Annotated in this window: 2 protein-coding genes and 1 pseudogene; all 3 read right to left on the minus strand. The window is 62.5% G+C overall.

All coding sequences use genetic code 11. The features are described 5' to 3' along the window. Window positions 1-72 precede the first annotated feature (72 nt). Entirely contained in the window at window positions 73-6,711 is a 6,639-nt protein-coding gene (locus E3Z29_RS29845; RefSeq protein ID WP_372241195.1) for an immunoglobulin-like domain-containing protein, read from the minus strand. Then, window positions 6,708-7,145, minus strand: coding sequence for an immunoglobulin-like domain-containing protein (locus E3Z29_RS29850; RefSeq protein WP_372241214.1), 438 nt, complete (start codon window positions 7,143-7,145; stop codon window positions 6,708-6,710). The genes E3Z29_RS29845 and E3Z29_RS29850 overlap by 4 nt, the downstream gene beginning before the upstream one ends. 61 nt (window positions 7,146-7,206) lie before the next feature. Further along, a pseudogene (locus E3Z29_RS29855) lies at window positions 7,207-15,114 on the minus strand (retention module-containing protein); the annotation flags it as partial. Between the last annotated feature and the right edge of the window lie 43 nt (window positions 15,115-15,157).

Consider the following 15,157-nt stretch of genomic DNA (forward strand, 5'->3'; position numbering starts at 1 on the left):
GACGAAATCGTCACCGCCGAGTTAGCCGCAAACGTGACGGCCGCCCCAAGGGGCGGCCGTTTTGTTCACGCATCAGCTGTTGTTGTGGTCGACCTTGATGGTCGGATCGCTGCCGGCAATCAGGTTATGAATGTTGGCCGTTGACCAGTTGTTGCCTTCCAGTTTGATCGTCACGTCCGGCGTGGCGGCTGCCGCGTCGCCGGAGTTGAACTTGCCCGCCGAGCTGACTTGCAGCGACGACGTGCCATCAACCGTGGTGATCTTCAGGAAGTTGTCGATGGTGCTGCCGGTTTCACCCTGCAACAGATCGCGCAGGTCGATGCGGTCACCTTCGTTGGCGTTGAAGTCCTTGATCACGTCATTGCCGGTGTCGCCTGCTTTCCAGACGAAGGTGTCGGCACCGGAACCACCGATCAGGATGTCGTTGCCCTGGCCGCCGATCAGCGTGTCATTGCCGGTGCCGCCGAGCAGGATGTCATTGCCCTTGCCGCCGTCGAGCAGGTCGTTGCCGCCCGAGCCGAACAGGATGTCATTGCCTGCGCCACCCAGCAGCGTGTCGTTGCCGTCATGCGCACCGGACACATCGAACGCCTGATAGTGCTCGGTGATGTACTGGTGCACGTTGCTGGTGGTGACTTTGCTGACGTCGACCCCGGTCTGCTGCGCCACGAACGCCTGCATTGCCTGATAACCCTCGCCAGCAATGCCGTTGAAGCTCACCAGGTCGCCGAACAGGATGTCGTTGCCGTCGCCACCGCTGACGGTGTCGTTGCCCGGCATCGTCGCTTCGGTGTGGCCGATGATCGAGTTGGCCAGATCCTTCGGATCGATGTTGGTCTGCGGCGAGTGATCCGAGTCATACGGTTTCAGGTCGTTGAGGCTGACACCGCTGTTGATACCGATCGCTTCGACGTTCGACAGACCGCTGAGCAGGGCGAAGCTGCTGTTGGAGTTGGAGGTTGTCGCCGAATCCGTACTGCTGCCGCTACCGGCCAGGCTCGACAACTCGTAAGTGCCGTCACCCTGAGCGTGAACAGTGCCCAGGTTGGTGGTGCTCCAGCCATAACGGGCAGTGTAAGTCTGCAACTGGGCATAACCGCTGGCGGTGATGCTCAGGTAATGCGTGTTGTCGATGTACGTGCTGAAAGTGTCGCCCAGCTTGTAGTTGCTGGTTGTCACCACACTGTCGAACTTCACGCTGCCGTACAGCGTCGGGTTGGTCTGCTCGCCGCTCTGGTAATAGGTCGGCTGGCCGTCGGTGATGAAGTACGTGAGGTTCTTCGCCCCGGTGTTCGCCACAGCTTCCGCGCTCTGGAAGAAGTTGGCCGTGGTCTTGAACACGTCCTCGTAGTTGGTGCCGCCGCCGGACGCCATCGAGTCGAGCACGGCTTTGAGCTTGGTCAGCGCGTTCGGGTCGTTGAGGTTCACCGACACCGACTTGTTGACCTGGGTATCGAAGTCCGCCAGGAAGATGTTCACCGTGCCCGAGTTGCTGCCGCCCAAGCTCTGCTTGAGGGTGTTGAACACCGAGGTCAGCGAGTCCTTGGCCGCGTTGATCGACGAGGTGCTCATGCTACCCGAGCTGTCGACCATGAACGCGATGTTGTAGTTGGTGCCCGGCACCACGGTCAGACCACCGATGTCGGCGACCATGATGTCGTTGCCATCGGTACCGTTGAAGGTGTCGTCTCCAGAGGTACCAACCACCGCGTTGTAAACCGCCGGCACCACGGTGACCGGAATCGTCGCGGTGCTGCTGGCCGAACCGCCGACCATTTCAGTGGAGGTCGAGGTCACGGTCAGGTTGAACTGGCCGTTGTAGTAGGTCGGCGGGGTTACGGTCAGGCTGCCCAGGTTCCAGCCGGTGACGTTGGCTTCGCCGTTGCTCGCGGTGACTGTGAAGGTGTGACCGTTGCCGTCGGAGAGAACCGAGCCGACCGGCGCGCCACTGATCTTCACGCTCAGGGTTTCCGAGCCGTCGGTGTCGGTCAGCGCGGTGTTGATCGCCGACAGTTTCACCGTGGTGCCTTCGGCGCCAGTGTTGAGCTTGTAGCCGTCGTAATAGCCTTCGCCGTTGGTGCCGTGCAGGTCGGAGACGGTCACACCGGAATTCACTAGATCCTGCACCCCGGTGTAGATCGGCACGCCGGCGCTGCTCAGGTCGATTGGCGTGCTGCCGTTGACCGACAGGTTCACGTCATAGCTGCCCGGGCCGCTCTGGTTGTGGTGGTAGATGTCCAGGGTGTAGTAGCCGCTGGTGGTCGGGGTGAACGAACCGCTGATCGCACCGCCCGCGCCCCAGGTACCCGACGCCACGCTCTTGCCGCCAATGGTGATCAGCAGGCTGTCGTCAGCCACACCGCTGAAACTGTAGGTCTTGCCGGCTTCCAGATAGATCAGGCCCGAGGTCTTCGACGCGGTACCGGCGGTCACGCTGCCGTCGGACTGCACGTTATTCACGTTGGTGCTGGAATTCGGGGTGCCGGCGCCGTCGATCACGTTTTTCAACGTGGTCGAGTCAGCGCCGTTGCCGCTGGTACCCAGGCCCGACAGGCCGGTCCAGACTTCCTTGACCAGCCCGGTGGACTTCACGCTGTTGTCGGCCACGCTCACGGTCGGCGCATCCGCCACTGGCGTGATGTCGATCTTCACGGTGCCGGTGTTGCCCAGCAGTTGGCCGTCGGTTGGCTGGAACTTGATCTGTGCGTAGTCGGCCTGGTTGTTGCCCATACCGGTGCCGCCGTAACCGTTGACCCCCGACTCGTTGGCATCCGGCATGAAGCGCAGTTTGCCGGCGTCGATGTCAGCCTTGCTGAAGGTCTGGTTGTTGGCGACGTCTTTCCAGGTCGAACCGTCCAGATACTGCAGTTTGCCTTCGCCCGGCAGCTGGGTGATTTTGATGCCCAGGCTGCTGGCCGGACTGTCGACGTCGGTCACGCCGAAGGTCGACCAGCCGAGGATCAGCGGGGTGTCTTCGGTGCCGGTGACGTTGACTGGCGCGGCGACTGGCGCGTCGTTGACCGCCACCACGTTGACCGTGGTGGTCGCGGTGTTGGAGTAGTTGCCGCCATCGGTCACGGTCACGGTGATGATCCGCGGCACGGTGCTCGGGTCTTCACTGCTGTTGGTGAAGCTGATGTTCTTGATCGCCTGCATGTAATCGGCCAGCGTCGCGTTACCCGACAGGGTCAGGGTCACGGTGCCGTTGGTGCTGTTGGCATTGATGGTGATGCCGTTGACGCTGTTGCCGAGGTTCAGTGCATCGCCGTCCTGACGGTTGGTCAGCACGATGGTCGCGCCGGTCAGCATGGTGCTGTCCGGGTCGGTGATCGTCAGGTCAGTGTCGGCAATCGACACGCCGGCGCCCGGGGTGTTTTCGGTGAACGTCACCTTGTAGTCGGCACCGGTGGCGCCGCTGGAGTTGTTGGCATCCAGGTCGATGACCGGTGGCGCATCGTTGTCGATGATCGAGGTGCTGACGCTGCCGTTGGTGCTGCTGACGGCCAGGTTCTCGAAGTTGCCGCCGGTGGCCGAGTCGATCTTGACCACGAAGTTCTCGGTGCCTTCGGTGATCTTGTCATCGATGGTCGCGACGTTGAACTGTGCGCTGCTGGCGCCCGCCGGGATCTTCACGGTGTAAACACCGGTGAAGTCCGAACCGTCGGCGGCGGTGCCGCTGTAGACGATTTTCAGGGTCACGTCGGTTTGCGCCGGGTGCGTCAGGCTGACGGTGTAGCTGGCGGTCTGGCCTTCGGTCACCGAGGTGCTGCCGGTGATGCTGACGGTGGTGGTGTCGATGGTATCGGCGACGTTGGTCACGGCCGGTGTCGTGCTCGGTACCAGGTTCTCGAAGTTGCCACCGCTGGCGTTGGTGATGGTCGCCTGCACGCTGCCGGCGTCTTTGTAGACGTCGTCAGCCGGAGCCGGAACGGTCACGGTGCCAGTGGTTTTGCCGGCGTCGATGGTGATCACCGAGCCGTTGCTCAGGGTCACGGTTACCGGGGAACCGGCAGCGTTGCTCAGGGTTGCGGTGTAGGTGATCTGGCCGCCCTCGTTCACCGCCGGGGTCGCGCTCAGCGACAGGCTGGTGGTGTCGACGGTGTCGGTCACGGTGGTGCTGACCGGGGTTTTGTCGGCTACGAGGTTTTCGTAGTTGCCGCCGCTGACGTTGGTGATCGCATTGGTCAACGGTGCGTGGCCGGTCAACACGTCGTTCGGCGCAGTGGTGGTCACGGTGCCGGTGGTTTTGCCGATGTCGATGGTGATCGTCTGGCCGTTGGACAGAGTCACGACAACTGGCGAGCCAGTCACAGGCGCACCGACAGTGGCGGTGTAGGTGACAGTGCCACCCTCGGCGACAGTACCCGTGGCGGTGAGTTTCACGCCAGTGGTGTCGATGGTGTCGGTGACGCTGGTTACGGCTGGCGTGGTGCTTGGCACCAGGTTTTCGAAGCTGCCACCTGTCGCCGACTTGATGGTCGCCTGCACGGTGCCGGCGTCTTTGTAGACGTCGTCCGCTGGAGCCGGAACGGTCACGGTGCCGGTGGTTTTACCGGCGTCGATGGTGATCACGGCGCCGTTGCTCAACGTTACGGTCACTGGCGAACCCGCGGCGTTGGTCAGGGTTGCGGTGTAAACGATCGAGCCACCTTCGGCCACGGTGCCGGTCGCGGTCAGCGACAGATTGGTGGTGTCGACGGTGTCGGTCACGGTGGTGCTGACCGGAGTCTTGTCGGCAACCAGATTCTCGTAGTTGCCGCCGCTCACGTTGGTGATTGCGTTGGTCAACGGCGCGTGGCCGGTCAGCGCATCGTTCGGTGCGGTGGTGGTTACGGTGCCGGTGGTTTTTCCGATGTCGATGGTGATGGTCTGGCCATTGGACAGAGTCACCACGACTGGCGAACCAGTGACTGGCGCGCCGACGGTGGCGGTGTAGACGACGTTGCCGCCTTCAGCCGCTGTACCGGTGGCAGACAACTTCACGGTAGTGGTGTCGATGGTATCGGTGACGCTGGTCACGGCCGGTACGGTGCTTGGTACCAGGTTTTCGAAGTTGCCGCCGCTGGCATTGGTGATGGTTGCCTGCACGGTGCCGGCGTCTTTGTAGACGTCATCAGCCGGGGCAGGAACGGTCACGGTGCCAGTGGTTTTACCGGCGTCGATGGTGATCACTGCGCCGTTGCTCAGGGTCACGGTCACTGGCGAACCAGCGGCGTTGGTCAGGGTGGCGGTGTAAATGATCGAACCGCCCTCGGCGACCGTATTAGTGGCGCTCAGGGACAGGTTGGTGGTGTCGACAGTGTCGGTCACGGTGGTGCTGACCGGGGTCTTGTCGGCCACAAGGTTTTCGTAGTTGCCGCCGGTCACGTTAGTGATCGAGTTGGTCAACGGCGCGTGACCGGTCAGCGCATCGTTCGGTGCGATGCTGGTCACGGTGCCGGTGGTTTTGCCGATGTCGATGGTGATGGTCTGACCGTTGGCCAGGGTCACGACGACAGGCGAGCCGGTAACTGGCGCACCAACGGTAGCGGTGTAAGTGACGGTGCCACCTTCGGCCACGGTGCCCGTGGCGGTGAGTTTCACGCCCGTGGTGTCGATGGTGTCGGTGACGCTGGTCTCTGCTGGCGTGGTGCTTGGTACCAGGTTCTCGAAGCTGCCACCGGTCGCGGTTTTGATCGTTGCCTGAACAGTGCCGGCGTCTTTGTAGACGTCGTCGGCCGGGGCAGGGACGGTGACGGTACCGGTGGTTTTACCGGCGTCGATGGTGATGACTGCACCGTTGCTCAGCGTCACGGTCACTGGCGAACCAGCGGCGTTGGTCAGCGTTGCGGTGTAAACAATCGAGCCACCCTCGGCCACGGTGCCGGTCGCGCTCAGCGACAGGTTGGTGGTGTCAATGGTGTCGGTGACCGTGGTGCTGACCGGGGTCTTGTCGGCAACGAGGTTCTCGTAGTTGCCGCCGCTGACGTTGGTGATGGCGTTGGTCAGTGGCGCATGACCGGTCAACACGTCGTTCGGCGCAGTGGTGGTCACGGTACCGGTGGTTTTGCCGACTTCGATGGTGATGTTCTGGCCGTTGGCCAGAGTCACGGTCACTGGCGAACCGGTTACCGGTGCACCAACGGTCGCGGTGTAGGTGACGGTACCACCTTCCGCAGCAGACTCGGTCGCGGTCAGTTTGACCGTGGTGGTGTCGATGGTGTCGGTGACGCTGGTCACGGCTGGCGTGGTGCTTGGCACCAGATTTTCGAAGTTGCCACCGGTGGCGGATTTGATCGTGGCCTGCACGGTGCCGGCGTCTTTGTAAACGTCATCAGCCGGTGCCGGGACGGTCACGGTGCCGGTGGTTTTGCCGGCGTCGATGGTGATCACGGCGCCGTTGCTCAACGTCACGGTAACCGGCGAACCGGCAGCGTTGGTCAGCGTCGCGGTGTAAACGATCGAGCCGCCTTCGGCCACGGTACCGGTCGCGGACAGCGACAGGTTGGTGGTGTCGACGGTATCGGTGACCGTGGTATTGACCGGGGTCTTGTCGGCAACGAGGTTTTCGTAGTTGCCACCGCTGACGTTGGTGATCGCGTTGGTCAGCGGCGCGTGGCCGGTCAGCGCATCATTCGGTGCGGTGGTAGTTACGGTGCCGGTGGTTTTGCCGACTTCGATGGTGATGTTCTGACCATTAGCCAGTGTCACAACGACAGGCGAACCGGTCACAGGCGCACCGACAGTGTGGCGGTGTAGGTGACGGTGCCACCTTCGGCAGCAGAATCGGTCGCGGTCAGCTTGACCGTGGTGGTATCGATGGTGTCGGTGACTTGAGTCACAGCCGGCACGGTGCTCGGTACCAGGTTTTCGAAGTTGCCACCGGTAGCGGTGGAGATGGTCGCTTCGACTTTACCCGCGTCTTTATAGACGTCATCCGCCGGAGCCGGCACGGTCACGGTGCCAGTGGTTTTCCCGGCTTCGATGGTGATCACAGCGCCGTTCGACAGGGTCACGGTGACTGGCGAGCCAGCCGCGTTGGTCAAGGTCGCGGTGTAGATGATCGAACCACCCTCGGCGACCGAGTTGGTTGCGCTCAGCGACAGGTTGGTGGTGTCGACAGTGTCGGTAACGGTTGTGCTGACCGGCGTTTTGTCGGCGACCAGGGTTTTCGTAGTTACCGCCGCTCACATTGGTGATCGCGTTGGTCAAAGGCGCATGACCGGTCAGCGCATCGTTCGGTGCGATGGTGGTTACGGTGCCGGTGGTTTTGCCGACTTCGATGGTGATGTTCTGGCCGTTGGCCAGAGTTACCACGACTGGCGAGCCAGTCACTGGCGCACCAACGGTCGCGGTGTAGGTGACGGTGCCACCTTCGGCAGCAGACTCGGTCGCGGTGAGTTTGACCGTGGTGGTATCAATGGTGTCGGTGACGTTGGTGACTGCAGGAGCAGTGCTCGGTACCAGGTTCTCGAAGTTGCCACCGGTAGCAGTCGAAATGGTCGCTTCGACTTTGCCAGCGTCCTTGTACACGTCATCGGCTGGGGCCGGAACGGTAACGGTGCCAGTGGTTTTGCCTGCTTCGATGGTGATCACGGCGCCGTTGCTCAACGTCACGGTAACTGGCGAGCCAGCGGCGTTGGTCAGGGTCGCGGTGTAAACGATCGAGCCACCTTCGGCCACGGTACCGGTTGCGGACAGCGACAGGTTGGTGGTGTCGACGGTGTCGGTGACGTTAGTGCTGACCGGGGTTTTGTCAGCCACAAGGTTTTCGTAATTGCCGCCAGTCACACCTGTGATCGAGTTGGTCAGAGGCGCATGACCGGTCAGCGCGTCGTTAGGCGCGGTGCTGGTGACGGTGCCAGTGGTCTTGCCGACTTCGATGGTGATGTTCTGACCGTTGGCCAGGGTCACCACGACCGGCGAACCGGTGACTGGTGCGCCAACAGTGGCGGTATAGGTGACGGTGCCGCCTTCGGCTACCGAGGTATCGGCAGTCAGTTTGACGGTCGAGGTGTCGATCGTGTCGGTGACTTCGGTGACAGCCGGCACGGTACTTGGCACCAGGTTTTCGAAGTTGCCACCGGTGGCGGTGGAAATGGTTGCTTCGACTTTACCGGCATCTTTGTAAACGTCGTCCGCCGGAGCTGGAACAGTCACGGTGCCGGTGGTTTTGCCGGCCTCGATGGTGATGACAGCGCCGTTGCTCAGCGTCACGGTAACTGGCGAGCCCGCGGCGTTGGTCAGGGTTGCTGTGTAAACGATCGAGCCGCCTTCAGCGACGGTGCCAGTGGCACTGAGCGACAGGTTGGTGGTGTCGATGGTATCGGTGACATTGGTCGAAACCGGCGTTTTATCCGCCACGAGGTTTTCGTAGTTACCGCCGCTCACGTCGGTGATGGCGTTGGTCAGTGGCGCATGACCGGTCAACGCATCGTTCGGCGCGGTGGTGGTCACGGTGCCGGTGGTCTTGCCGACTTCGATGGTGATGTTCTGACCGTTGGCCAGGGTCACGACCACAGGCGAGCCGGTTACCGGAGCACCGACGGTGGCGGTGTAGGTGACGGTGCCACCTTCAGCAGCGGATTCAGTCGCCGTCAGTTTGACCGTGGTGGTGTCGATGGTGTCGGTAACGTTGGTGACGGCCGGAACGGTGCTTGGCACCAGGTTCTCGAAGTTGCCACCGGTAGCGCTGGAAATGGTCGCTTCGACTTTACCGGCGTCCTTGTACACGTCATCGGCTGGCGCCGGAACGGTCACGGTGCCAGAGGTTTTACCGGCCTCGATGGTGATCACCGCGCCGTTGGACAGGGTCACGGTGACTGGCGAACCAGCGGCGTTGGTCAGGGTTGCGGTGTAGACGATCGAGCCACCCTCGGCCACGGTGCCGGTCGCACTGAGCGACAGATTGGTGGTGTCGACGGTGTCGGTGACATTGGTCGAAACCGGCGTTTTATCCGCCACGAGGTTTTCGTAGTTACCGCCGCTCACGTCGGTGATGGCGTTGGTCAGCGGCGCGTGGCCGGTCAACGCATCGTTCGGCGCAGTGGTAGTCACGGTGCCAGTGGTTTTACCCACTTCGATGGTGATGTTCTGACCGTTGGCCAAGGTCACCACGACCGGCGAGCCAGTCACTGGCGCGCCGACAGTCGCGGTGTAAGTGACGGTGCCACCTTCCGCAGCCGATTCGGTCGCGGTCAGTTTGACCGTGGTGGTATCGATGGTGTCGGTCACGTTGGTGACGGCCGGAACGGTGCTAGGCACCAGGTTCTCGAAGTTGCCACCGGTAGCGCTGGAAATGGTTGCTTCGACTTTACCCGCGTCTTTGTAAACGTCGTCAGCCGGAGCTGGAACGGTCACGGTGCCCGACGTTTTACCGGCTTCGATGGTGATCACCGCGCCGTTGGACAGGGTCACGGTCACCGGCGTCCCGGCCGGATTGGTCAGGGTCGCGGTGTAAACGATCGAACCACCCTCGGCCACCGAGTCGCTGGCGGTCAGGTTCAGGTTGGTGGTGTCGACAGTGTCCGACACTGAGGTGTTCGCCGGTGTCTTGTCGGCCACCAGGTTTTCATAGTTACCGCCGGCAACCTTGTCGATGGCCACGCTCAACGAGCTGCCGCCCGCCAATGGGCTGTTCGGCGCGACGAAGTTCACGCTGCCGGTGGTCTCACCGACGGCGATGGTGATGGTCTGGCCGTTGGACAGGGTGACCACAACAGGCGAGCCTGTTACTGGTGCAGTCACGCTTGCGGTGTAAACCACGGTTTCGCCTTCGGCGACGTTGGCGGTGGCAGTCAGCGACACGGTGGAGGTGTCGATGGTGTCGTTGACGGTGGTCACCGCCGGGGTGTTGCTGGTCACCAGGTTCTCGAAGTCGCCACCGGTCGCGCCTTTGATGGTCGCTTCAACGGTGCCGGCGTCCTTGTAGACGTCATCCTTCGGCGCATCGACGGTCACGGTGCCGATAGTTTTGCCGGCGTCGATGGTGATCACCGCGCCATTGCTCAAGGTCACGGTCACCGGAGTGCCGGCGGCGTTGGTCAGGGTGGCGGTGTAGGTGATCTGCCCGCCTTCGTTCACCGCCGGCGTCGCGCTCAGCGACAGGTTGGTGGTGTCGACGGTGTCGGTCACGGTGGTGCTGACTGGCGTCTTGTCGGCGACGAGGTTTTCGTAGTTGCCGCCGCTGACGTTGGTGATCGAGTTGTTCAGCGGCTCGTGACCGTTCAGCGCATCGTTCGGTGCGGTGGTCGTCACGGTGCCGGTGGTCTTGCCGATGTCGATGGTGATGGTCTGACCGTTGGCCAGGGTCACAACAACGGGTGCGCCAGTCACTGGAGCGCCAACAGTCGCGGTGTAAGTGACAGTGCCGCCTTCAGCCACCGAAGTATCGGCGCTCAGCTTCACGGTCGAGGTGTCGATGGTATCGGTAACTTCGGTAACAGCCGGAACGGTGCTCGGCACCAGGTTCTCGAAATTGCCGCCTGCGGCGTCTTTGATCGTGACTTCAACCTTGCCAGCGTCTTTGTAAACGTCATCGGCAGGTGCTGGAACGGTCACGGTGCCGGTAGTTTTACCGGCTTCGATAGTGATCACCGAGCCGTTGGACAAGGTCACGGTCACCGGAGTACCGGCCGGATTGGTCAGGGTTGCGGTGTAGACGATCGAACCGCCTTCCGCCACGGTGCCGGTCGCAGTCAGCGACAGGTTGGTGGTGTCGACGGTGTCGGTGACGTTGGTCGAAATCGGGGTTTTGTCAGCGACCAGGTTTTCGTAGTTGCCACCGCTCACGTCAGTGATCGCGTTGGTCAGTGGCTCGTGACCGGTCAACGCATCGTTCGGTGCGGTGGTGGTCACGGTGCCAGTGGTTTTGCCCACTTCGATGGTAATGGTCTGACCGTTGGCCAACGTGACGATCACTGGCGAGCCGGTGACAGGCGCGCCAACGGTCGCGGTATAGGTGACGGTGCCACCTTCAGCCACCGAGGTATCGGCGGTCAGCTTGACGGTCGAGGTGTCGATGGTGTCAGTCACTTCAGTGACCGCAGGGACGGTGCTCGGCACCAGGTTCTCGAAATTGCCGCCGGTTGTTCCGGTAATGCTGACCTCAACCTTGCCGGCATCTTTGTAGACGTCATCGGCTGGCGCCGGAACGGTCACGGTGCCGGTGGTTTTACCCGCTTCGATGGTGATGACGGAGCCATTGCTCAGGGTCACGGTTACCGGCGTGCCGGCCGGATTGGTCAGGGTCGCGGTGTAGATGATCGAGCCACCTTCAGCCACGGTGCCGGTCGCAGTCAGCGACAGGTTGGTGGTGTCGACGGTATCGGTGACGGTGGTGCTGACAGGGGTTTTGTCGGCCACGAGATTTTCGTAGTTGCCACCGCTCACGTCAGTGATCGCGTTGCTCAGTGGCTCATGACCATTCAACGCATCGTTCGGCGCGGTGGTGGTCACGGTGCCAGTGGTTTTGCCGACTTCGATGGTGATGGTCTGACCGTTGGCCAAGGTCACAACCACCGGCGAGCCAGTCACCGGCGCACCAACCGTAGCGGTGTAAGTGACAGTGCCGCCTTCAGCGACCGAAGTATCAGCGGTCAGTTTGACGGTCGAAGTATCGATGGTGTCAGTGACTTCGGTGACAGCCGGAACGGTGCTCGGAACAAGGTTCTCGAAATTGCCACCGCTGGTTCCGGTAATGCTGACTTCGACTTTGCCGGCATCTTTGTAGACGTCATCGGCAGGCGCCGGAACAGTCACGGTACCGGTGGTTTTACCGGCTTCGATGGTGATGACGGAGCCATTGCTCAGGGTCACGGTCACCGGGGTGCCGGCCGGGTTGGTCAGGGTCGCGGTGTAGACGATCGAGCCGCCTTCAGCGACGGAGCCAGTGGCGCTCAACGTCAGGTTGGTGGTGTCGACGGTGTCTGTCACGGTGGTGCTGACCGGCGTCTTGTCGGCGACCAGATTTTCGTAGTTGCCACCGCTCACACCAGTGATCGAGTTGCTCAGCGGCGCCTGGCCGTTGAGCACGTCGTTCGGTGCGGTGGTGGTCACGGTGCCAGTGGTTTTACCCACTTCGATGGTGATGGACTGACCGTTGGCCAGGGTCACGACAACCGGCGAGCCAGTCACAGGCGCACCAACGGTCGCGGTGTAAGTGACGGTGCCACCCTCGGCGACGGAGGTGTCAGCGGACAGTTTGACCGTCGAAGTATCGATGGTGTCAGTGACTTCGGTGACAGCCGGAACCGTGCTCGGCACCAGGTTCTCGAAATTGCCACCCGTGGTGCCGGTGATGCTGACTTCCACTTTGCCGGCGTCTTTATAGACGTCATCGGCTGGGGCCGGAACGGTCACGGTACCGGTGGTCTTACCGGCCTCGATGGTGATGACGGAGCCATTGCTCAGGGTCACGGTCACCGGGGTGCCGGCCGGGTTGGTCAGGGTCGCGGTGTAGACAATCGAACCGCCTTCAGCGACGGAGCCAGTGGCGCTCAACGTCAGGTTGGTGGTGTCGACGGTGTCGGTCACGGTGGTGCTGACCGGCGTCTTGTCGGCGACCAGATTTTCGTAGTTGCCACCGCTCACGCCAGTGATCGAGTTGCTCAGCGGCGCCTGGCCGTTGAGCACGTCGTTCGGTGCGGTGGTGGTCACGGTGCCAGTGGTTTTACCCACTTCGATGGTGATGGACTGACCGTTGGCCAGAGTCACGACAACCGGCGAGCCCGTCACAGGCGCACCAACGGTCGCGGTGTAAGTGACGGTGCCACCCTCGGCGACCGAGGTGTCAGCGGACAGTTTGACCGTCGAAGTGTCGATGGTATCAGTCACTTCGGTGACCGCAGGGACAGTGCTTGGCACCAGATTTTCGAAGTTGCCGCCGGTTGCACCGTTGATGGTGACTTCGACTTTGCCGGCGTCTTTGTATACGTCATCCGCAGGCGCCGGAACCGTCACGGTGCCGGTGGTTTTACCGGCTTCGATGGTGATCACGGCGCCGTTGCTCAGGGTCACGGTGACCGGCGAGCCGGCAGCATTGGTCAACGTCGCGGTGTAAACGATCGAACCGCCCTCAGCCACGGTACCGGTCGCGTTCAACGACAGGTTGGTGGTGTCGACGGTGTCGGTAACGGTGGTCGAAACCGGGGTTTTGTCGGCGACGAGGTTCTCGTAGTTACCGCCACTGACATTGGTGATGGCGTTGGTCAGCGGTGGGTTGCCGGTCAGCGCGTCGTTCGGCGCGGTGGTGGTCACGGTGCCGGTGGTTTTGCCCACTTCGATGGTGATGGTCTGACCGTTGGTCAGGGTCACGGTCACTGGCGAACCGGTCACAGGTGCACCGACGGTGGCGGTGTAAGTGACGATGCCGCCCTCAGCGACTGAGGTATCGGCAGTCAGTTTGACGGTCGAGGTATCGATGGTATCGGTGACTTCGGTGACCGCCGGAACGGTGCTCGGCACCAGGTTCTCGAAATTGCCACCGGTAGTGCCGGTGATGCTGACTTCGACTTTGCCGGCATCTTTGTAGACGTCATCCGCAGGCGCCGGAACGGTCACGGTACCGGTGGTTTTGCCAGCTTCGATGGTAATGACGGAGCCGTTGCTCAACGTCACGGTCACCGGGGTGCCGGCCGGGTTGGTCAGGGTCGCGGTGTAAACGATCGAGCCGCCTTCAGCGACGGTGCCGGTGGCACTCAGCGACAGGTTGGTGGTGTCGATGGAGTCGGTGACGGTAGTGGTCGCCGGCGTGGTGTTCGGCACCAGATTCTCGAAGTTGCCGCCGGTCGCACCGGTAATCGTGGTGCTGACGGTGCCGCCGTTGTTGTAGACGTCGTTCGGCGCGGTCGGCACGTTGACGGTGCCAGTGGTCTGGCCGGCTTCGATGGTGATGGTCGAACCGTTGGACAGGGTGACGGTAACCGGCGTCTGTGCCGGATTGGTCAGGGTCGCGGTGTAGGTGATCTGGCCACCTTCGACCACGGTACCGGTGGCGGTGAGGGTCAGGCCGGTGGTGTCGCGCGAATCGACGATGTTCGTTACGACTGGCGTCGTGTTTGGTACCAGATTCTCGAAGTTGCCGCCGGTGGCGCCGGTGATGGTGGTGCTGACGGTGCTGCCGTTGTTGTAGACGTCATTCGGCGCGGTTGGCACGTTGACGGTGCCGGTGGTCTGGCCGGCTTCGATGGTGATGGTCGAACCGTTGGACAGGGTGACGGTGACCGGTGTCTGCGCCGGGTTGGTCAGTGTCGCGGTATAGGTGATCTGACCGCCTTCGGTGACGCTGTTGCCAGCGGTCAGGGTGACGGTGGTGGTGTCGATGGTGTCGGTGACCTGAGTCGTCGCCGGGGTGGTCGGCGGGGTCACGGTAATGCCGTTGCCGCCGGTGGTGCCGGTGACGGTCACGTTGATCTGGGTCGGGTCGTTATAAACGGTGTCGTTCGGTGCCAGCGGCACGTTGACGGTGCCGGTGGTGGAGCCGGCCGGAATCACGATCACCGAGCCGTTGGACAGGGTGATGGTCAGGTCGGTCAGCGGCGCCTGGGTCAGGGTCGCGGTGTACACCAGCACGCCGCCGGCTTCGGTGATGGTCGGCGTGGCGCTGAGGCTCAGGGTCGACTCACGCAGGGCGTTGGTGGTGGTGTCGGTGGTCTGGCCACCGGTGATGTTCTGTGCCGCTTGTGCACCGGCGTTGATGCCCGCGGTCGGGAAGCCGATGGTCGGATCGACGCGGCCAGCGGTGGCGTCGAGCATCACGAAGCTGTGGCCGCCGCCTGCCGCGCCGCCAGTCCCTGCGGCGGTAGCGCCGGCAGCGGTGGCTTCAAGGGCGGTGGTCGGGTCGGCACCGGCGGCGATGGCCTGCTGCAGCTCGGCTACGGACGGTGCGGCCTGCGCGGTGGCCTCGGCCAGGTCAGTGCTGGAGTCGGGCGCGTTGGCGCTCCACTGGGTTTCACGGCCCAGGTCCAGGGTGCGGCCATCCGCCAGTTCCAGCGACACGGCGCCGGAGAGGCCGGTATCGATCTGGTCGCCGACGAACAGGCGATCGCCTTCAACGAGCACGCGGCGTACACCCTCGGGGGAGACCACGAATACCTGACCGACAATGCTTTTGACGATGGCAACAACACTGCTCATTGAAGACTCTCCGGGTGTCACGTTCAGTTGACTTCCATAGCCT

This window comes from Pseudomonas sp. S150, from assembly GCF_004526365.1.
GTDB lineage: Bacteria > Pseudomonadota > Gammaproteobacteria > Pseudomonadales > Pseudomonadaceae > Aquipseudomonas > Aquipseudomonas putida_A.